The sequence below is a fragment of the Desulfosarcina sp. genome, assembly GCF_046496365.1.
GTDB lineage: Bacteria > Desulfobacterota > Desulfobacteria > Desulfobacterales > Desulfosarcinaceae > Desulfosarcina.
On sequence record NZ_JAWOHB010000156.1, the window covers coordinates 36,396 to 56,166 of the forward strand.

Below are 19,771 nucleotides of genomic sequence, written 5' to 3' on the forward strand. Positions count from 1 at the left end.
CGGCGTGCCGGGCAACCGCCGTGCTCCAAACTGATTTTTTGCATTTCATCCTTGCCAAATCCCATCCGATGCAATAGATTTGCATCAGGTCATTTTGCTCCGGAATTAAAATTCCACCTGAATTCAGAGGTAGGCGATGATTTATCTCAGGACATCCATTTTTACCGTTTTATCAATTTTATATGGAATTACCGCCTCTGGATGGGCCGCCGATCGGATTCCTGTTTTCGTCAGCATCGCCCCCCAGGCCTACTTCGTGCAACAAATTGGCAAGGAGTTGGTGGATGTGCAGGTTCTGGTGGAAGCCGGCGCAGATCCACACACCTACGAGCCTAAACCACAGCAGATGGTGGCCCTTTCCAAAGCGGCCCTTTACTTTGCCATCGGCATTGAGTTTGAAACCGCTAAATTGGAAAAAATCACCGCCGTGAACCCGCGCATGCAGGTCGTTTACACGGATCATGGGATCCTAAAACTGCCCATGGCCGCCCATGACCACGGCGAAAATGGCCATGCAGAGGCGCATCACCATCCCGACAGCCTGGACCCCCACATCTGGCTGTCCCCGCCCCTGGTGATGCTGCAGGCCCGATCGATCCTCACGGCACTGCAGGCCGCCGACCCATCCCATCGTTCGACCTACGAGGCCAATTACCGTGATTTTATGCTGGACATCGTCGACCTGGACACCCACCTGAGGACGACCTTCGATGCCTTCAAGGGATCTGCGTTCATGGTGTTTCATCCCTCATGGGGCACCTTTGCCCATACCTATGGACTTAAGCAGGTACCCATCGAAATCCAAGGCAAAAGCCCCAAACCGGCCCAACTCAAGGCGTTGATCGAACATGCGCGATCCAATCGGATCAAAGTGATTTTCGCGCAACCCCAGTTCTCATCGAAAAGTGCCCAGCAGATAGCCAGAGCAATCGATGGGCGCGTGGTCTTTGTCGATCCACTGGCCGGAGACTGGGATGTCAATCTGCGGCGCACTGCCGAGGAATTTAAAAATGTTTTCAAATGATTGCGTCATCAACACGCCCATTATCCAGATAGAGAACCTTGCCTTCGCCTATAATGGGCAGCGGGTGCTCGAGGAGATCAATCTGGAGGTTTGCGAGGGGGATTTCATCGCCATGATCGGGCCCAACGGCGGCGGTAAAACCACCCTGCTCAAGCTGATCCTGGGGTTGCTCAAACCCGAACAGGGACGCATCCGGGTTATGGGAGAACCGGCGGCGCGCGTTTCTCACCATATCGGCTACGTACCCCAGGATGTCCACGTAAATCGCAGCTTTCCCATTACCGCCATGGACGTGGTACTCATGGGGAAACTGGCCCCCGGAAAAAGATGGTCAAAAAACGCCAGGCAAGACCGCAAGGATGCCCTGGAGGCCCTGGACCGAATTGACCTGGCCGGCTTCAGCCAACGGCGCATCGGCGAGCTGTCAGGCGGCCAGCGTCAGCGGGTGTTCATTGCCCGTGCCCTGGTGACCCGACCCCGGCTGCTTTTGCTGGACGAGCCCACGGCCAACATTGATGCCAAGGGTCAGACGGAATTTTTCCAACTGCTCAAACGATTGAATCGAGAGGTCACGATTGTAGTGGTCAGCCACGACCTGCTGGTGATCTCCACCTACGTCAAGTCCGTCGCTTGCGTGAATCACCGGCTGCATCATCATAAACAGGCGGAGATAACCGGCGACATGCTCGAAATCATGTATCCATGCACCACGGAAGCGGTCTGTCCCGTAGAACTGGTCACCCACGGCCACCTGCCCCATCGGGTGCTGCAGCATCACAAGGAGTGACCGATGGTCGAGGCCCTGCAGTTCGAGTTCATGCGCAATGCCCTGGCCGCCGGCCTGCTGGCCAGCATCATCTGCGGGATAATGGGAACGCTGGTGGTGGTCAACCGCATCGTTTTCCTGTCCGGCGGTATCGCCCACGCGGCTTATGGTGGTATTGGCCTGGCCTTTTACTTCAATCTGCCCTACCTGGCGGGCACCTTGGGTTTTTCCCTGGCGGCAGCCACAATCATGGCCGCAGTCACCTTGAAAGCCAAGCACCGCGCTGACACCATCATCGGCGTTATATGGGCGCTGGGAATGGCCTGCGGCATCATCCTGATCGACCTGAGTCCCGGATACAACGTGGACCTCATGAGCTATCTGTTCGGCAGCATCCTGACCGTGCCGGAGATGGATCTGTGGATCATGGTGGTCATGGGGCTGTGCATTGTCGTCCTGGTGGCCATCTACTACAAGGACCTGCTGGCCCTGTCATACGACGAAGAGTTCGCGCGTATTCGCGGGGTGCCGGTGACCGCCTTGTATTTTCTGCTCATCGGCATGCTGGCCGTCACCGTGGTGATGGTCATCCAGGTGGTGGGGCTGATCCTGGTGATCGCCCTGCTGACCATTCCACCCTTTATTATGGAAAAGCATGCCCGCTCCATGCTGCAGATGATGATCGGATCCAGTGTGTTGGGTGTCGTGTTCACCATTGCCGGACTGTGGCTTTCCTACGCCTTCGACCTCACCTCGGGAGCTTCCGTCATCATGGTGGCCGGCCTCTTTTTCTTCTTGAACCTGCTGGTCGAACCATTGATTTCAGGCCGCAGAAATTCCTCACCATCCCGGGTTCCGCCCAAAAATATCGCCGTGGATACGCACAGGAGCTGACATGTGCAATCAATGCAATTACGAGGACCTGCTGAACGCTACGGATCTGGGTGCAACCGACAACCGGCTGCATGTGCTCGAAGTGGTCGGCAACAACAGCTACCCCCTCTCCGCCGCCGATATCTACCAAACCCTGAAGCGGCGCTGCAGCATCAACCGGGTCACCGTTTACCGCATCCTGGAACTGCTGGTGGAACACGGACTGGTGGATCGAATCAGCACCGGCGGCAGGGCTTTTTACTATGGCATGGCGCCCAATGAAAACCACCACCCCCATCCCCATTTTTACTGCAAGCGCTGTGGCCAGATGGACTGTTTGAGGCCGGACAGCCTGAATGTGGATAGCGCTACGCTGTGGAAAACGTTTCCCGGCCGTATCGACAAGGTCGAAGTGCGCGTGGACGGCATCTGCAAAAACTGCATGAAATAAGGGGGATCAGGGCTCTACCAGGCGGACCTGTTTGAAGGCATCTGCCGCAAGACCCACGGCTTCGGGCAGGATGGCGGCAAAATCCGGCGTTCCGATGCGATGCAGCCGGATGGCCGGCGTATCCCGGCCGTCGTCGTCCAGATGGGTCAGATAGACCCGTGTCAGTCGCGAGCCATCGGGTTTGGATGAGAACACCATCCAACGGCCGTTGGGCGAGATGCTGTGCCATGAGTTCAGTTCGTTGCGATTGCAGGTCATCGCGCGTACGGTCCCGCCGCCGGCGGGAACGATCATCAGCCGGCTGCCGGGTTGGGAGACCAGACCTGTATCACTCTGACAGAAAACGATCCAGCGGCCATCGGGTGAATAGCGCGGAAAGTAGTTGCTTTTGCCGTTGTCGCTCGCTCCGGCAAGGGGTGTCGCCCGGCCGCCGGCACCGGCGGCAAAGGGCACCTGCCACAGATCGAACTGCATGCGATATTTCTGATTCAGCGCGTGGATATCCTCTCCGGAAGCGGCATCGAGCAGTTTCTTCCCCCCCAGCGCAGCCCACAGGTTTTCCGGCGCCTTTGCCCGGGCAAAGGCGATGGTCCTGCCATCGGGACTCCAGGTCGGATTGGTCTGCACCACATCCGGGTGGTCGGCTCCCGGCAAGGCCCGGATGTCGCCGGTGCGACGGGAGTAATAGACCAGATGGCCGCTCAAGGGAAAAAAGAGCTGGGAATAGGCCGGGTCGTCGATGCGAACCAGGAAGGGCCGCTCCTTGGCGCTGGCGATGACATAATCGCCAAGGGGTGAAATCCTGGCAAACAATCCCCGGCTGACCTCTCCCTGGCCCGGCAGGTAATCATTCCAGGAGATGACATCGCTGCGCCGCAGCTCCATTTTTCCAGCGACATCGGCCAGCACATAGCCACCCCGATCTCCGCGATAGTCCATATCCAGGCCGAAAACAGCGCCATCCGGTGAAAAGGTGTGGCAATTGGCGCAGTAGGGGACCTTTTCCAGCACGGTAGCCGGCGGGGTGGTCGCACCCGGCCTCAGGGAGCGCCAGCGGAACTGATCCACATGTTTTTCAGCATAGCTGAAAGGCACCGGCAGTTCCTGGTAAACGACGCGGCACGCCAGCGGTATCGGGGAGACGGTAAAGCGAACCGTGCCCCGGGCCACCGCCCGCCGGCCAGCGAGCTGAAACACGGTCAGTTCCAGTGGCCTATCCGGAGCAAGGGCTTTGATCTGATCCCAGTCTTGGCCGGGCGGAACCCAGGGATTGCCGAAGGCGGCCATGTAGAACGGACGGTCCAGGCCGGTTGCCGTCACCTTCAGCAGCCAGCGGCCGGTGGCCGGCCCCTGCCAGTGAAACAGGGGAGCCGCCAGATCGACCGGGTAGACCGCATCGGTGGCCGGCTCCATGATGTCCAGTTCAGCCATCACATCCTCAAAACCAAACTCCGCAAGCATGGAACGGGCGGCCCCGCCACTCCCACCGGACTTGAACCCGGCACAGGAAAGCGCCATGCACGAACCGATGACGACGATTATGATACTGAAAGAACACTTCATCAAAAATCACCCTTCGCGCAGATCAACAATGACCACCGTCGACCGTTTTTGGCATGGTCAGTTAATACCCCCCGCCGCCACCCCCGCCGCCGCCGGAATCGTTTCCCTGCGGGGCGTTTTCCAGGTCCTTGATCTCCTGTTTTTTCTTGGAAATATATTTCTGGATGGTTCTCTGCTGGGCCTTGCCTTCGGCAACTTTGGCCAGCTGTTCAGCGATGCCGGCCGTAAATCCCTGATTCTGGACATACGATTGGTGAAACTCGACAATCGTCTCGATTTCATCTTTGGTGTAGATGCCCGCATTCTGGTATTCCTGACGCAGCTTCTTAACATCCAGCTTCCAATGCTGACTGGGACTGTGCATCACACCGCCATCGGTTGTCACCAGCCCTTCGGGATTGGCCTTGGACTTCCCGACCTTCTGGACGGTAGTGGACATGTTCTGAGCCATTTCGGCCTTGGCGGTCGCTATTTCGTCAGCCACGATTTTCGCAAGCCCTTCCAGGCTGCTCAGCTCCTTCTCTTTTTGGGCTTTACTCGCTTCCATCTGTTGCGTGGCGGCTTGGACCGGATGGGAAGACAACCAAAAACACACGACCAATGAGATAAAACAGGCCCACGGAAATTTTTTTATCATAACGGCAGCCTCCTACATCCGACGGTTCAGGGGATCAAAGACAATGCATCGATAGAGGCGGCGCATCAGCGCCACATCGATTTGCCCGTTGACCTCGAGTTGCTGGTCTTTCTGGAACTGCTTGACGGCCGCATCCGTTCCACGCCCGGGAAGGCCGTCAAGGCTGCTTTTGTAGTAACCCAAGGCCTTCAAACCCGTTTGTGCGCGTCTGACCCGGGCCCGGTATTCCGCTTTGGCATTGTAGGCCGCAGGCGGCGTGGCGGAATTCAGATAGCCGGCATCCTGCCATTCACCGGGGATCGATTCGCCATTTTGGGCCGCCAGACCGAACCAGTCGGCCGCTGCCTGTGGATTCCTGGGAATCACATAGCCGGTAAAATTGAGGTATCCCAGAGCCATCATCGAAAATGAATCGTTCCCGGCAGCGGCGCGTTCCAGAAAAAGGAGCCCCCGCTCTGGTTCCCGGGGCCGGCCGAAGGTGCCATCCAACAGATAGAGGCCCAGATCCCTGGCCGCTTCGATGTGATCCTGAGCGGCCGCCTTTTCCAGCCACCGCAAGCCTTCCATCGTATCGGCCCTGACACCATCCCCGGAAAGCAGCATCTGGGAAACCATGTACTGTGCATCGGCCACGCCGTTCCCGGCCGACTGGTAATACATCTCAAAGGCCTTTTGTTTCCGATCGCCATCGTAATATTGATCGGCCTGGAGGTTGTAATAGTGGCCTTTGACCGTTTTCATGCAGCCAAAAGCCAGCAACACACAACCGAGCAACACACAGCCGAGCAATCCACGCTTGATCAATTTCTTTTTATCTTCCAACGTGCCAACTCCTTTCAAAAAATGAATCAACGACTGACATGGGTGTGAATGGTTTGCTGATGGTTGCTATCGGCTTGAATCGTTATATGTTGAGTAATATTTTCGGGAAAAGAGAACTTGTCAGGCGGAACCGCGCAGACGCTTTACCGCGCGCGTCACCACCTCTACGGCATGATCGATCTGCCCGGTGGTGGTCATCCGGCCGGTTGAAAAACGCACCGTGCCCTTGGCCCATTCCACGGGGACCCGCATGGCTTCCAGGACGTGGGAGAGCATGACGGTGTCGGAATGACAGGCGGCGCCCGCCGAGGCGGCCACTTCCAGACCGATCTCTTCCAGAATGCGGTTGGCCTCCAAGCCTTTAAAAGAGAGGCTCAGGGTGTTGGGCAGACGGTTTTCGGGATGGCCGTTGAGGCGGACATGACCCAAGCGGGCGATCAATCCTTCGTGTAACCGATCACGCATTGTTTTGAGGTGCCGGAAGCTTTCTTGCATGCTTCGATCGGCCATCTCACAGGCCTTTCCCAGCCCAACGATCTCGAGCACATTTTCCGTGCCGGCGCGCCAGTCCCTCTCCTGTCCGGCACCGTGACAGAACTTTTCGGGAAGAAGACCGTTTCTCACATAGAGCGCGCCGATGCCCTTGGGAGCGTACAGCTTATGCCCGGCCACAGAGAGCAGGTCCACGTTCATCGCTTGAACATCCGTAGCGATCTTGCCCACGCTCTGGGCCGCATCGGTGTGGATGCAGACACCCTGCTGTCGGGCCAGGGCAGCGATGTCGGCAATGGGTTGAATGGTTCCAACCTCGTTGTTGGCATGCATGACCGAGATCAGGATCGTGTCCGGACGGGTGGCCGCGGCAATGGCATCCACACTGAGCAAGCCGGCGTCGTCGACGTCGACCAACGTGGTTGCGAAGCCCTCCCGTTCCAGGTATCGGCACACCTCCAGCACTGCCGGGTGCTCGACGGTGCTGGTGATGATGTGGCGGCCTTTTTCCTTCAGGGACCGGGCCATGCCCTTGATGGCGTGGTTGTTGGATTCGGTGCCGCCGGAGGTGAAGAACACCTCTTCCGGCCGGCAATTGAGCAGTGCGGCCACCTGCCGCCGGGCCGCCTCCACGGCCCGTTTGGGCCGGATACCGTACCAGTGCGAGCTGGACGGGTTACCGAATTCGGTTTCCAAAAATGGCCGCATGACCGCAATCACTTCCGGGTCGATGGGCGTGGTGCCGTTGTAATCCAGGTAGATGGGTTGAATCATGATGGGCATCCGATCGTTACATGAATTGGACTGAATCGATTCCCGGGGCAAAGGCTTGCCAATCCCAGGGGGGGCGTTGGCTGTCCGGCCATCCGTCATCCGGCCAGGGCCATTGCAGTGGGATCGGGCTGGAAAATTGCAACCGGTCATTCCGGATGGGATGATCCACGCTGAGCGCATGGGCCAGCAGGGCGATCTGCCGATCGGGCAGCGGCGTCCCGGCACCGTAGCGGATGTCCCCCAGGATTGGATGCCCCATGTGGGCCAGTTGAATGCGGATCTGGTGGCGCCGGCCGGTTTCCAGGACAATCCGCAGCAGGCTTTTGGTGTTGTCCTTAGCCAGAACCGCGTAGCGCAGCCGTGCCTCCTGGCTGTTTTGCGTGGGTGCCGGTACCACGACGCTCACGCGCTTTCGACGTTCAAGGTGATGGATCAGCCTTTCGGAACCAGCGGCTACCGAGCCCCTGACCACGGCCAGGTATTGCTTTTCCACGCTCCGTTCCCGGAACTGCCTGGACAGGCGACCGGCTGCTTTGGAGGTACGGGCAAACAGGACCACGCCGGCCACCGGGCGATCCAGTCGGTGAACCATGGCCAGGAAGACCTTACCGGGCTTACGGTAACGCGCCTTGAGCCAGTGCTTGCATAGATCCAGCAGGCACAAATCGCCGGTACGATCCCCTTGCACCAGCAATCCCGATGGTTTATAAACCGCCAGCAAATGGTTATCTTCGAACAATACCGGCCATCGGGGATCGAATAAATGGCACGGAGTGGTGTTGCAGGGGGTTGTGTTCATCGCTCCCATCCGGATCGTGGAGGTCCTTGTTTCATCATTCTTTTGACCCCAAGGAGTAGCACGTGACGCATAGCGGGACAAGGTCTTCCGGCAAACAGAGCAGCCGGCCAAAACATATGCTCCCCGGCCCAGACGCAATGGATGCGCTGTTGAAACGCTGCGGTATCAACCTGGCCGCCAATCAACTCAAGCAGCTGTGGAGCTACCACCAGCTGCTGCGGCGCCACGATGAGGATCTGAACCTCACCCGTATCCGCAATTTTGAGAACATGGTGCTCAAACTCTACGCCGACGCCATCCTGCCGGCCCTGCACACACCGCTGCCTTCTCCGTTGCTGGACCTGGGCACCGGCCCCGGCATGCCGGGTATTCCCCTTAAAATCCTGCGGCCCGATCTGCAGATCCTGCTGGCCGACAGCCGTCGGAATCGCTGTGACTTTTTAAAGACAGTCGTCTCTGCGCTGGGCCTGTCCGGCATCGATGTGGTGGAACGTGGAATTGCCCCGGATTACGACCGGCCGGTTGCCGGCGTAATCACCCGGGCCGTCGAACCCATCGCCGACACCCTGGCACGGGTAGCCGGTTGCCTGATACAGGACGGGAGGGTCATTTTCATGAAAGGCCCCCGCTGCGACGTGGAAATCGAAGCGGCCTCGAAAACCTTTGCTTCGACATATGAACTGGCCGAAGATATCCCCTACCAGATCCCCCACACCCCTCACCGGCGCCGGCTGGTGGTCTATCGGAGAAAAAGTCAGCCCATTGGAGCCGGTGAAAGATCGCAAACCATGGAAAAACACCGCGTAAAGGTCATCGAAAGCGAAAGCAACGCAATTTTCAAAAGCCTGAAAAAACTGCATGGCGGACGCGGGGTCAAAAAGCAGGGTCAGACCTTGGTTTGCGGGGCCACATTGGTGGCCGAAGTGATGGAACGATTGCCCGAGCGCTGCCTGGCCTGGATCAGTTCCGGCAACCGCCACGCGCCCCCAGCGGATGCGCCCGGCGATCTGGAATGGCTTCAACTGGGACCAGCACTTTTTCAGACGTTGGACGTGTTCGGAACCAAACATCCCATCGTTCTTTTTACTTTTCCCGAGTTCGGATCCTGGCGGCCGGAAGAGGGCCTGCTGGCCGGATGCAGCCTGCTGGTTCCGTTTCAGGACCCAGAAAACGTGGGTGCCGTCATTCGCTCTGCCGTTGCCTTTGCGGTGGACCGGATCATTCTGCTGGCCGAAAGCGCCAACCCGTTCCATCCCAAGGCGGTTCGAGCGTCGGCTGGAAGCGTCTTTTCCGCCCGGTTGTTTCAAGGCCCATCCTTGTCCGAGATCCCGTCGGACCTGCCGGTCATCGCCCTGGCCGCATCGGGTCAACCCCTGGTTGAGGCCTTTTTTCCGGAAGCCTTTTGCCTGCTGACCGGTATGGAAGGCCCGGGACTGCCTCCCCGGTGGCAGGCGAATGCCGTGGCCATCCCCATGGCGCCCGATGTGGAGTCCCTGAATGCAGCCGTGGCCACCGCAGTGGCCCTATATGAATGGCGACGGCGATCACTCCGGCGATGAGACACTATAAAAAAAGGGGGCGCTGTGCGCCCCCTTTTTTTAACGCTCCCATTGAACGGATCTGACTATTTGCGTCCGCTGTACTCCTGGTAGCCCATGGCCACCGTGCGGTAGACGATATGGGCCAATTTCGAAAATGGCGTGTAGGCGAACAGGGCCCAAATGAAGATCAGGTGCAGAAAGTAGATGAAGGCCGACAGGTCGTACAACCCGCCCAGGCGCAGCATCTGGGTCAGCATGCCGGTCACACCAAGGGCCAGAACCATTCCCACCAAATACCAATCCCAGTAGCTGGATATCTGGTCCTTTTTAACCAGACGGTTTTTCAACAGCAGGATACCGCCGATCACCAGGGCGATACCGCTGATGTTAGCCAGCCATTTGACCGGGTTGATCTGGCGGTAGGGCCCTTCGATGTGGAAAATCCACTCGGCGGCAAAAAAGGCGTTGGTCACAATGAACAGGCCGATAAAGCTGAAAAGCACCATCATATGGGCCGTTGAACGTTCCCGGTTTTCGCCGCACTCATTGAACTTATCGTGCTTCAGGATCGTCGGCACCGTTTTGATCAGGGCCTGGATGAAACCGGCCGGATCGATCTTCTCCTTGTCGGTCTTGCCTTCCTTGACGGCATTGGCATGCATATCAGCCAGGAAGCGCTTCAATCCCAGGGCAAAAACACCCACGGCGCCGAAAAAGGTGGGAATCATGATGATGTCCACCAGGTAATTGCCGATGTAGTCCGCCTGCCACAGATTGTCACCGGTGGGGTTGAAATTGAGCCAGTCAACACCCACCATCTTCAGCAGCAGGCCCACCACCAGAAATATCGCGGCCGGAATAGCCAGAAGGATGGGCAGTTTTTTGGGATCGCTGACCATCCTGGCCAACGCTTTGGGCGTGGCATATTCAATGACCGTGGCTGCACGTACTGCTGCCAGCACATCACCAGGCTGGGCGCCGCGGGGGCAGAGCGTCGAGCAGTCACCGCAGTTGTGGCACAGCCAGACATCGCCGCTGCCGATCAACCGGTCCTTCAATCCCCAGGATGCTGCGATCATCTCCTTTCTGGGAAAGGGCTTGGTATCCGGGGAGATGGGACAAGCCACCGCGCAGGTGGCGCATTGGTAACACTTTTTGACATCGGCGCCGCCCAGCCTGCTGACTTCTTCAATAAAAGCCACATCAGGATCGACCAGATATGAATCCGCCATTGGTAACCTCCTCACTTGGCAAAAATAGAAAGGAAAGGCGGCGTTCACCGCCTTTCCATCGGATCAATTGATTAGAAGCCCTTGAACGGGTTCGGCCCGAGTGCCTCAATGGACTCCACGAAACCGTTGATGATCTGCGGAATCTTGTCGTAGTCGTCGATGGCCACTTCAAACTGGGCCACGCGCTCGTTTTCCAGAGCCAGGCTGGCCAGGGCGTCACCGATCTTTTTCATTCGGATTTCAGCCAGTTCGGAGCCTTTGACGAAATGGCACTGGTAGTCATCACCGTGTTTGCAGCCCAGCAGAAAGACGCCGTCCATGCCCTGGGACAGGGCATCTTTGATCCAGATTACGTTCATGGATCCCAGGCAACGGATCGGAATCAAGCGGACGTCCGCCGAGTAGGACAGCCGGTTGAGACCGACCATATCCAATGCCGGGTAGGCGTCGTTTTCACAAACCAGCCCCAGGATACGGTAGGGTGGCTCGCTGTAATCATCTTCGGACGGCACGCGCACGGCTTTGACCATGGAGCCGACACTGTCAATGTTGTAGTCGGCAAACCCGATGATACGCTCGGGGCAGGCCCCCATGCAGGTGCCGCAGCGACGGCAGCGGGTGGGGTTGGGTTTGGGTGTGCCTTTTTCATCGTCGTCCAGGGCCCCGAAGGGGCACTCTTCGGTGCAACGCTTGCACTGGGTACAACGCTGGAAGAAGAAGTCCGGGAAGGTCATATCCCCAGAACGCGGATGCACGCTGACGCCGCGGTTGACCGACTCCAGGCACTGAATGGCCTTGAGCGCCGCACCGGAAGCATCTTCCATGGCCTCTTCCATGGTCATGGAGCGACGGATGGCGCCAGCAGCGTAGATACCGGTGCGCTGGGTTTCGTAGGGAAAACAGATGAAGTTGGAATCCACATAACCGTTGAACAGACCGATATCGCGGAAACCCGGACCCTGGCGGTAAGCCAGGTTGATCACCGGGTCATCCTTGGTCGCCGGAACCATACCGGCGCCCAGAACCACCAGATCCGCCTTGACCTGAAGCTTTTCACCCAGCAGGGTGTTTTCGGCGTCCACAATCATGCCGCCGCCGTTCTTGGCCACGCCCATCACGGCACCTTTGGTCATGAAGATGCCTGGATCCTGCTGCAACCCCTTGTAAAAAAGCTCTGAAAAGCCGGGGGTGCGCATGTGCTGGTAAAAAATGAAGGCCTTGCCGTCGGCGTAGTCTTCGCGTACGTACTTGGCCTGTTTCAGCGCGACCATACTGGTAACCGAACCGGCATAGGCAAAGTCGCTGTCAGATTCATCCTTGCCCGGGCTCTGGACAAAAACCACAGACTTGGCCGGTTTGCCGTCCGAGGGTCGAACGATCTTACCGGCTTTGGCGATGGCTTCGAACTGATGGTTGGTGATCACGTCGGGCAGCTGACCAAACCCCAGATGGGCGTACTGGTCACCTTGGAGGTTGTCCGGACGCCAGCCGGCTGCCAGAATGACGGCGCCAAACATCTCGCCGTCTGGGTCCAGCTTGAGGATGTCGTTTTTGCCCTCATTGTAAGCCATATATGCTTCGTGAAGTTTCTCGGCATCCAGCTCCTTGCCACTCCCATCCACCTTCATTTCGTCGGGAAGCGGAAAAGGCACGTCGAAGGGGATTTTCTCCCCGGGTTTTTTGAGGGTGACGGTGAATTCACCGGGCTGACCGGCAATCCGGGCAACTTCTGTCTCGGTTTTAACGGTAATATTGGCAAAGGATTCGACTTCCTTGATCTTGGCTTCGACTACCGGGGGAATCAGCGCATCGTAGGGTGCGGCTACCGGGATCTGTTTTCGCACCTTGGCTGCGTATCCGCCCAGGGATGCGGTTTTCTCGACGATGGTGACATCAAAACCGGCCTTGGCTGCGTCAATCGCCGCGGACATACCGGTGATTCCACCGCCCAGAACCAGAATTTTTCTGGACAGGTTCTCCACCAGGTAGGGCTCCGGCAGCTTGATCTTCTCCACACGGATCATGCCCATCTTAATATAGTCTTCGGCCATCATCTGAACACGGTCAAATTTGTCCTCGTCGTCCTTCTCTTCTTCGGTCAATGCCGGGAAGACGCTGCGGGGGTGCGACCAGACGACCCCTTCACGCAGATTGACGCGGTCCACGATGCAGCCGTCGAAACGGAAGATATCAAACATGACCCGGCGGGAACAGGCCGCGATGACCAGGGTGTTGGTACCGCCGGCAACATCTTTTTTTAGCAGTTCAACACCCGCACTGCTGCACAGGGAAGGGTGGGTTTTGACCGGCACCCCCTCCTCTTCCGGAATCCCGCACAGGGCCTTTACATCAAGGGATTCCCCGATGCCACAACCTTCGCAGATATATACACCATACTTTTTATCCATGGATTACCTCCTACCTTTTCACCAGGGTTTGAATGGCTTTCAGGGCCATGCCGGTCGCATTCTGATTCGATGAGACCACATCTGCCGGCTTGGTGGCGCAGCCGGCGCCAAACATGCCGCCCTTTTCAAAGTCATTGATGATGAATCCGTCATCGTTGGTCTTCAGATCGGCAGGCAGCTTGGTGTTGGCCGCGGAGGGTTGCATTCCCGTGGCCAGAACAACCATCTCCACCGTCTGGTGAATCTTTTCCCCGGTGACCGCATTTTCGGCAACCACGGTGATGTTCTTGGTGGCCGGATCTTCGCTGACCTCGGCGACTTTGCCCTTGATCAGGATGACGTTCTTATCTTCTTTGATCTTGTTGTAGAACTTTTCATACCGGTCGCCAGGCGAACGGATATCGATGTAAAAAATATATACCTTGGTGTCCGGATACTGTTCGCGGATGTAGGTGGCATGCTTAAGGGAGGCCATGCAGCAGATGTAGGAACAGTAGGGCAGGTGATTTTCATCCCGGGATCCGGCGCACTGGACAAAGGCCACACTCGCCGGTGCCTTGTCATCCGACGGGCGAACGATTTTACCGTGAGTGGGACCCGATTTTGAAGCCAGACGCTCCAGCATCATGTTGGTGATTATGTTATCGTACTGACCGAAACCCAGGTTGTCGATCCGATGGGCGTCGTAGGGTTCCCAGCCGGTGGCCCAGACGATGGCACCCACGGGCAGGACAACGGTCTTGGCCTGCATGTCCAGATCCACCGCATCGTATTTACAGGCTTCTTTGACCTTGATCGCATCGTCGGTGCCGATGATCTGCGGTGAAATGACGAATTTCGCCGGAAATGCCATTTCAAAGGGTAGATAGGCCGCTGTTGTTTTGCACATGCCGAAGTTGTAGTCATCGGTTATTTCCGTCTGGCAGGCGTCGGCGCAGGCGCCGCAACAGGTGCAGTTCGCGTTTACGTAACGGGGGCTGATTTTAACGCTGACATTGTAGTTGCCTGGCGTGCCGTCCACCTTTTCGACTTCCGCCAGGGTAAACACCTTGATTCTGGGATTGTCCTTGATCCGTCTGAAGTTGATTTCCAATCCGCAGGAGGGCGGGCATAGCTTGGGAAAATATTGATTCAGCTGTGCAACTCTTCCGCCCAGATAAGGATTCTTTTCGACCAGAAACACTTCATACCCCACTTCAGCGGCCTCGATGGCCGTGGTCAGGCCGGCGATGCCGCCGCCGACCACCATAATGCTTCCACTCGCAGGGGCTGCTTTGTCGTTTGTCATGCTATCCCTCCGTGCATCAACGTTTCTAAAAGGTCATGAAAACAAGTTGTCCATAAAAACTGCCAATGGTTTCGGGTAATACCTTTTTATTGAAACCGGAAACGGGGAGCTGGAAACCGCTGGCCCGAATGATCCGGGTCTCCAGCTGCCGGTTTCACGCTCCAATACAGTCCGGGAGTGGTACACTGGTTTTGTGGGAACCCCAGCCACATTCTCCCAGATGGGTACTACCCGAAAACAGAAAAACCCACACCGATCCACGTTAATAAAAACCTCCAGGTGTCGCAAGGACACCTGGAGGTACTTTCCTATTCGACTAATGTGTCAGCCGTCATGCCATTACGGGATGATTTTGATGTAGTCTTTCTTGAAGATATCCCATTTTTTTGCAGCCGGATCGTACTTGGAGTTGACGAAGCAGAACCAGTTCTCGTCATCCTGGCCCGGATAGTCCGCCTGATAGTAGAAGCCCGGATAGCGGGTCTCTTTGCGGTACTGGATATGGCGCAGGTGGGCCTCCACCGTCCAGATGCGGTGTTCGATTTCCCAGCATCTCATCAGCTCGTGCAGATCACCGGCCGCCAGCTTGGCACAGTCTTCGCGCATGGTCTTGAGCAGATCCATGACCACTTCCAGGGATTTGGTGGTGGTCATGTAGTAGGTGGCGGTACCGGCACCATACTCATGGGTGGCCTTCATCAGACGATACATCATGCCGTTGGGTTTGATGTAGTTGGGGTTGATGTCGATGGCGGTGGTATAGTCCTTGTGATCCAGGAAGGTGCGGACAGGCTTGTAGACCAAATCCACCAGCTCTTCCTTGGACTGCTTCAGGGTCGGTTTGAAATCAGCAAAGTCGCTGGCGAACCGCACCATCTGCTTGGCGGCGATGCGACCTTCGGCATGCGAACCCGAAGAGAACTTGTGGCCGGAGCAGCCCACGCCGTCGCCTGAGGTAAACAGGCCTTCCACCGTGGTCATGCGGTTGTATACCTTGCCATTGCGGGCTTTGAGCTTGTATGCATCCGGAACCCAGTCATAATCCGGGCCGGAGGTCCACAGACCGCAGCAGCCGGAGTGGGAACCCAGCAGGTAAGGCTCGGTGGGCATGACTTCGGAATTCTTTTTCTCCGGCTCGCAGTCCTGGGCACACCACAGGTTGGCCTGGCCGCAGGTCATGTCCAAAAAGTCTTCCCAGGCTTCGGACTCGAGGTGCTTGAGCTCCTTCTTGTCCATGGTTTTGCCCAACTCGGCCAGAGCGGTCACGGTATCCATCATGATCGGGCCGCGGCCTTCTTTCATTTCGACCAGCATCAGATGGTTACGCAGGCAGGTCGGGGTAATGGCGGCGGTACCGTAGGGTGCATATTTCTGCAGCTCGGCTTTGGAGTGGTCACTGGCGGCAAAGTTTTCGCCCAGGCCATTGAGGGTCTTGGCCTTGAACAGCAGGAACCAGGCACCCACCGGGCCGTATCCGTCTTTAAAACGGGCCGGGGTGAAGCGGTTTTCCATCATGGACAGCTCGGCGCCGACCTTCATGGTCATGGTGTAAGTGGAACCGGCATTCCATACCGGGTACCAGGCGCGGCCTTTGCCTTCGCCGACCGAACGGGGCTGGTAGATGTTCACTGCACCGCCGCAGGCAACCATCATGGTCTTGCATTTGATGATGTAGACTTTGTTTTCACGAACGGAGAAACCAACGGCTCCGGCAATCTGATTGGGCACCGTGGCATCCAGGAGCAGCTCGACGATGAAGCAGCGCTCGATGATATTGTCGTCACCCAGGGCCAGTTTGGCGGCTTCAGCGACAATGCGCTTGTAGGACTCGCCGTTGATCATGATCTGCCATTTGCCGGTGCGCACCGGTTTGGCGCCACCCTTCAGGGTCCCCATTTTCTGACCCTTTTTACCGTCCAGGTTCTTGCCCTCTTCATTTTTTTTCCAGATCGGCAGGCCCCACTCTTCGAACAGATGAACGGAATCGTCAACATAGCAACCCAGATCATAGATCAGGTCTTCACGGACCAAACCCATCAGGTCGTTGCGTACCATGCGAACATAGTCTTCCGGAGAGTTTTCACCCACATAGGTATTGATGGCGGAGAGACCCTGGGCAACTGCACCGGATCTTTCCATGGCGGCTTTGTCGCAAAGCAGGACAGTCTGGCCGTCTTTCATCCATTTTTTTACTTCAAATGCCGTACCGCAGGCAGCCATACCACCACCGACGATGAGGATGTCGACCTCTTTTTCGACGACTTCGGGATCCCGCACGGCCTTGAGCTCACCCACAGGTTTATTCGGTAATGCCATATTTTATCCTCCTGTAGAAAATCGAATTCTTGAATTTATCTCACCAGCAAACAATGGACCGGAATTAAACCTTCGGGGTCGGAATGGTGTATCCGTCAGCCTCTTGGGTGGAAAGCAGTCCACTTTCGAGGTCCTTGCCCTTGAGGTTGGCGTAGGCATTGGCCTGGCCTTCGGGGGTGGTCCGGATGGGGAACTTGAAGCGTTTGATGAGTCCGTTTCTGAACTTACAGGTCCACATGACATCTTCGGTGCCCATCATGGGCATGATGGAGCTTCCCATCGGAACAAAGTCTGCGTAGCCGCGTACTTCAATGGCCTGGGTGGGACAGATTTTTACGCAGGAAAAGCATTCCCAGCATTGATCCGGCTCCTGGTTGTAGGCTTTCATGGCGTTGGGATCCAGCACCATCAGATCATTGGGACAAATGTACATGCAAGCGGTCTTGTCACCACCCTTGCAGCCGTCACATTTTTCCTGAATTACAAAACTTGGCATTTAGTATACCTCCTACGGTTAGTTAGAAAGATTTCACTCAACCTGCTTCCGAAACTAAGGATTAGACCTCCTGTTCCTCGCACCTCCCTTCCATAGATTAAGTGCCCGAATGGTTCGATCCGGACAGTTACACCGGGTAAACAAAAATACCCCTTACTCTGTTTTCACAAAACACGTCGCGTGTATGGATCCAATGCGCTGCGGCATTGATTTGTTCTATCGAATATATCGTATAAATTCGGGAAGATAGTCATTGTGTAACACAAGGTAAGATCAATACCATCCAGCATGTTCATTGTCAAGAATTTTCGGCGCCATAAAATCCCAAAAGATGCAGTCACTTACCTTCAAACAGGCGATAGCCTACATATGGTTGAACCTTCCGGCAGAGGTACAATATGTGGTGGAAAAACCTGCCCACGCCTAACCTTTGCAACCGGTTTAAATCGATTGCCGATTCGTACGATTGGCTTATCAGGCCCAAATTGAGGTTGACACGGGCACCCAGCATGTTAGCACTGACTGATCGCTCACAAACCGACCCTGCAGGAAACCGGCTATGCATAACCTGGTCACGCCCCTGGAAAAAAATCAGACCTTCTGTTTCAGCTGCTCGCCGCAGGTGGCCTGCTTCAACAGGTGCTGTCGGGATCTGAACCAGGTGTTGACCCCCTATGACGTGTTGTGCCTCAAGCAGTTTCTAGAGATCTCCTCCGCTGATTTCCTCAACAGCTACACCGAAAAAAGCACCGGCCCCGCAACGGGCCTGCCGGTCGTCTCACTGCGGTTCAAGGACGCGGGTGATCTGGCCTGCCCCTTTGTGACCGATGCCGGCTGCCGCGTATACCCTGCCCGGCCCGCCTCCTGCCGCACCTATCCGCTGGCCCGGGGGGTCTCACGCAACCGGGAAACCGGTATGCTGACCGAACAATGGGCACTGATTCGAGAGTCCCATTGCCTGGGATTCAGGCGTGGTGAGCGGCAGACGGTTGACCAATGGGTGGATGCCCAGCAGCTTGCCGACCACAACCGCATGAATGATATGATGCTGGAATTGATCAGCCATAAAAATCGTTATCGGCCAGACCCGCTGCGGCCTGCCGAAAACCAGCAGGTATACACCGCCCTGTACAATCTGGACCGGTTTCGCGATGGGATCTTTAAAAAGGACGACCCCTTAGCGATCACCGTCGATACCCGGGCCCTTGACCGTGCCCGATCCAGCGACCTGGAGCTGCTGCAGGTTGGCATAAAGTGGGTCATAAACAACCTATTGGAACCTCCCCGCGGCAAGCCGCGGGGAGGGTTCACCGGAAGGATATAAAAGCAATTTCCTGCTCGCTCGCTAACCCCGCCGCAAGCAGCGGGGAATGCGCTCGCTGTCGCGGTTCAACGCATCCATGGGAGCGCCCGAAAATGAAAACCGATGCCAAAGTGGCCCTGGTGCTTGGCGGCATCAAGGGCATTGGAAAGGCCATCGCTCTTGATCTGCTTCGCCGCGGTCACCGGGTGGCGGCCACCTGGCATGACTGGCCGGAAAGCCTGGCCGCCATGCAAAACGATTTTGCAGACACGGGAACGGACCATTTGATCGAACGGATCGACCTGCTGGAAACCGATGCAATTTCCGGCCTGGTTCAACGGACCGTGAACCATTTTGGCCGCCTGGACATCCTGATCAACAACATTGAACGGGGAGGGTGGCCGGTCGTTCATGGTCGATACACCTGCAATCAGTGGGATCTGGAGATGGCCACCACCCTGCGTGCCAAACAGTGGGTGTTCGACGCGGCCCTGCCCCATCTCAAGGCCTCGGAAGACGGGGCGGTCGTCAACATATCGTCCATTGCCGCAATTGTCGGTCGCTGCGGCCCGGCCAGTCTTCTTTTCAACGAAGGGTATGCGGCTGCCAATCGCGGCATTTCACTGCTCACGGAAACCTGGGCGCGGCTGGGTAGACCCCATGTGCGGGTCAACGAACTGATGCTGGGCATCTTTGAAACGCGGCACGGACCGGACACCCGGGGCTGGGGCTTGCTGACCGACCGTCAGCGGCAAGCCATCATCGATCACACCCTGCTGGCCAGAATCGGCCAGGTGGACGACGTGGTCCGGGCCATCCGGTTTCTGCTGGACGACGCCCCGTTCATGACCGGCAGCGTAATGCGACTGGACGGCGGCTACTTTTTAGGCGGGGAATCCGTCGCGCCCATGCCCGAAGGGGTCATATCGCATTCGGGTGGCGGGCTCAAATAAATCCAAAAAGATGTCGCCGAATGTAGCCGCCTC

General features: G+C 57.0%; 17 protein-coding genes. 7 read left to right on the top strand and 10 right to left on the bottom strand.

Annotation, left to right across the window (positions count from 1 at the left end):
- Nucleotides 1-136 precede the first annotated feature (136 nt).
- Genes R6V78_RS15525 through R6V78_RS15540 form a run of 4 tightly spaced genes read left to right on the top strand, consistent with a single transcriptional unit; the run spans nt 137 to nt 3,114 of the window.
- Complete coding sequence (locus R6V78_RS15525; protein WP_410290286.1) at nt 137-1,024, top strand: metal ABC transporter solute-binding protein, Zn/Mn family; 888 nt, start codon at nt 137-139, stop codon at nt 1,022-1,024.
- Nucleotides 1,011-1,811 carry a metal ABC transporter ATP-binding protein gene (locus tag R6V78_RS15530; protein WP_410290287.1) on the top strand — a complete coding sequence of 267 codons (801 nt, stop codon included), beginning with the start codon at nt 1,011-1,013 and terminating at the stop codon, nt 1,809-1,811. Before R6V78_RS15525 ends, R6V78_RS15530 begins: the two co-directional genes overlap by 14 nt.
- Nucleotides 1,812-1,814: 3 nt before the next feature.
- Nucleotides 1,815-2,684: a metal ABC transporter permease gene (locus R6V78_RS15535; RefSeq protein WP_410290288.1), complete on the top strand. Its 870-nt coding sequence runs from the start codon at nt 1,815-1,817 to the stop codon at nt 2,682-2,684.
- Between the two features lies 1 nt (nt 2,685).
- A complete protein-coding gene (locus tag R6V78_RS15540) occupies nt 2,686-3,114 on the top strand; it encodes a Fur family transcriptional regulator (RefSeq protein ID WP_410290289.1) in 429 nt (142 codons plus the stop codon).
- Nucleotides 3,115-3,120: 6 nt separating this feature from the next.
- On the opposite strand, the gene R6V78_RS15545 is transcribed toward R6V78_RS15540, so the two are convergent.
- The 5 genes from R6V78_RS15545 to R6V78_RS15565 all read right to left on the bottom strand — a co-directional run bounded on the left by R6V78_RS15545 (nt 3,121) and on the right by R6V78_RS15565 (nt 8,201).
- Nucleotides 3,121-4,677 carry a hypothetical protein gene (locus R6V78_RS15545; RefSeq protein WP_410290290.1) on the bottom strand — a complete coding sequence of 519 codons (1,557 nt, stop codon included), beginning with the start codon at nt 4,675-4,677 and terminating at the stop codon, nt 3,121-3,123.
- A 61-nt stretch (nt 4,678-4,738) separates the two neighbouring features.
- Nucleotides 4,739-5,314 (bottom strand): hypothetical protein, encoded by a 576-nt coding sequence (locus R6V78_RS15550; RefSeq protein ID WP_410290291.1) that lies wholly within the window; start codon nt 5,312-5,314, stop codon nt 4,739-4,741.
- Between the two features lie 12 nt (nt 5,315-5,326).
- The gene (locus R6V78_RS15555) at nt 5,327-6,136 is read right to left on the bottom strand and encodes a peptidoglycan-binding protein (protein WP_410290292.1); all 810 of its coding nucleotides are present in this window, start codon (nt 6,134-6,136) and stop codon (nt 5,327-5,329) included.
- 120 nt (nt 6,137-6,256) lie between these two features.
- On the bottom strand, nt 6,257-7,402 hold the full coding sequence (locus R6V78_RS15560; protein WP_410290293.1) for a cysteine desulfurase family protein: 1,146 nt from the start codon (nt 7,400-7,402) through the stop codon (nt 6,257-6,259).
- Nucleotides 7,403-7,418: 16 nt separating this feature from the next.
- Nucleotides 7,419-8,201: an RluA family pseudouridine synthase gene (locus tag R6V78_RS15565; protein ID WP_410290294.1), complete on the bottom strand. Its 783-nt coding sequence runs from the start codon at nt 8,199-8,201 to the stop codon at nt 7,419-7,421.
- A 116-nt stretch (nt 8,202-8,317) separates the two neighbouring features.
- Here R6V78_RS15565 and R6V78_RS15570 point away from each other — a divergent pair, with 116 nt between their 5' ends.
- Nucleotides 8,318-9,760 (top strand): RsmG family class I SAM-dependent methyltransferase, encoded by a 1,443-nt coding sequence (locus R6V78_RS15570; protein WP_410290295.1) that lies wholly within the window; start codon nt 8,318-8,320, stop codon nt 9,758-9,760.
- A 65-nt stretch (nt 9,761-9,825) separates the two neighbouring features.
- On the opposite strand, the gene qmoC is transcribed toward R6V78_RS15570, so the two are convergent.
- From qmoC to aprB, 5 genes are all read right to left on the bottom strand, one after another.
- Nucleotides 9,826-10,974 (bottom strand): quinone-interacting membrane-bound oxidoreductase complex subunit QmoC, encoded by a 1,149-nt coding sequence (gene qmoC / locus R6V78_RS15575; RefSeq protein WP_410290296.1) that lies wholly within the window; start codon nt 10,972-10,974, stop codon nt 9,826-9,828.
- Between the two features lie 71 nt (nt 10,975-11,045).
- Entirely contained in the window at nt 11,046-13,382 is a 2,337-nt protein-coding gene (locus R6V78_RS15580; RefSeq protein WP_410290297.1) for an FAD-dependent oxidoreductase, read from the bottom strand.
- Nucleotides 13,383-13,392: 10 nt separating this feature from the next.
- On the bottom strand, nt 13,393-14,670 hold the full coding sequence (locus R6V78_RS15585) for a CoB--CoM heterodisulfide reductase iron-sulfur subunit A family protein (RefSeq protein ID WP_410290298.1): 1,278 nt from the start codon (nt 14,668-14,670) through the stop codon (nt 13,393-13,395).
- A 339-nt stretch (nt 14,671-15,009) separates the two neighbouring features.
- Nucleotides 15,010-16,986, bottom strand: coding sequence for an adenylyl-sulfate reductase subunit alpha (gene aprA, locus R6V78_RS15590; protein WP_410290299.1), 1,977 nt, complete (start codon nt 16,984-16,986; stop codon nt 15,010-15,012).
- A gap of 64 nt (nt 16,987-17,050) precedes the next feature.
- Entirely contained in the window at nt 17,051-17,482 is a 432-nt protein-coding gene (gene aprB / locus R6V78_RS15595) for an adenylyl-sulfate reductase subunit beta (RefSeq protein WP_410290300.1), read from the bottom strand.
- Nucleotides 17,483-18,041: 559 nt separating this feature from the next.
- Between aprB and R6V78_RS15600 the strand changes: the two genes are divergently transcribed.
- Both R6V78_RS15600 and R6V78_RS15605 read left to right on the top strand, forming a co-directional pair.
- Nucleotides 18,042-18,806 carry a YkgJ family cysteine cluster protein gene (locus R6V78_RS15600; protein ID WP_410290301.1) on the top strand — a complete coding sequence of 255 codons (765 nt, stop codon included), beginning with the start codon at nt 18,042-18,044 and terminating at the stop codon, nt 18,804-18,806.
- A gap of 92 nt (nt 18,807-18,898) precedes the next feature.
- Nucleotides 18,899-19,738, top strand: coding sequence for an SDR family NAD(P)-dependent oxidoreductase (locus tag R6V78_RS15605; protein WP_410290302.1), 840 nt, complete (start codon nt 18,899-18,901; stop codon nt 19,736-19,738).
- Nucleotides 19,739-19,771: the final 33 nt, after the last annotated feature.

Excerpts from the sequence above, each read along its gene's own strand:
- R6V78_RS15525 (WP_410290286.1), top strand. The coding sequence starts at position 137 with ATGATTTATCTCAGGACATCCATTTTTACCGTTTTATCAATTTTATAT.
- R6V78_RS15530 (WP_410290287.1), top strand. The coding sequence starts at position 1,011 with ATGTTTTCAAATGATTGCGTCATCAACACGCCCATTATCCAGATAGAG.
- R6V78_RS15535 (WP_410290288.1), top strand. The coding sequence starts at position 1,815 with ATGGTCGAGGCCCTGCAGTTCGAGTTCATGCGCAATGCCCTGGCCGCC.
- R6V78_RS15540 (WP_410290289.1), top strand. The coding sequence starts at position 2,686 with ATGTGCAATCAATGCAATTACGAGGACCTGCTGAACGCTACGGATCTG.
- R6V78_RS15545 (WP_410290290.1), bottom strand. The coding sequence starts at position 4,677 with ATGAAGTGTTCTTTCAGTATCATAATCGTCGTCATCGGTTCGTGCATG.
- R6V78_RS15550 (WP_410290291.1), bottom strand. The coding sequence starts at position 5,314 with ATGATAAAAAAATTTCCGTGGGCCTGTTTTATCTCATTGGTCGTGTGT.
- R6V78_RS15560 (WP_410290293.1), bottom strand. The coding sequence starts at position 7,402 with ATGATTCAACCCATCTACCTGGATTACAACGGCACCACGCCCATCGAC.
- R6V78_RS15565 (WP_410290294.1), bottom strand. The coding sequence starts at position 8,201 with ATGAACACAACCCCCTGCAACACCACTCCGTGCCATTTATTCGATCCC.
- R6V78_RS15570 (WP_410290295.1), top strand. The coding sequence starts at position 8,318 with ATGCTCCCCGGCCCAGACGCAATGGATGCGCTGTTGAAACGCTGCGGT.
- qmoC (WP_410290296.1), bottom strand. The coding sequence starts at position 10,974 with ATGGCGGATTCATATCTGGTCGATCCTGATGTGGCTTTTATTGAAGAA.
- R6V78_RS15580 (WP_410290297.1), bottom strand. The coding sequence starts at position 13,382 with ATGGATAAAAAGTATGGTGTATATATCTGCGAAGGTTGTGGCATCGGG.
- R6V78_RS15585 (WP_410290298.1), bottom strand. The coding sequence starts at position 14,670 with ATGACAAACGACAAAGCAGCCCCTGCGAGTGGAAGCATTATGGTGGTC.
- aprA (WP_410290299.1), bottom strand. The coding sequence starts at position 16,986 with ATGGCATTACCGAATAAACCTGTGGGTGAGCTCAAGGCCGTGCGGGAT.
- aprB (WP_410290300.1), bottom strand. The coding sequence starts at position 17,482 with ATGCCAAGTTTTGTAATTCAGGAAAAATGTGACGGCTGCAAGGGTGGT.
- R6V78_RS15600 (WP_410290301.1), top strand. The coding sequence starts at position 18,042 with ATGCATAACCTGGTCACGCCCCTGGAAAAAAATCAGACCTTCTGTTTC.
- R6V78_RS15605 (WP_410290302.1), top strand. The coding sequence starts at position 18,899 with ATGAAAACCGATGCCAAAGTGGCCCTGGTGCTTGGCGGCATCAAGGGC.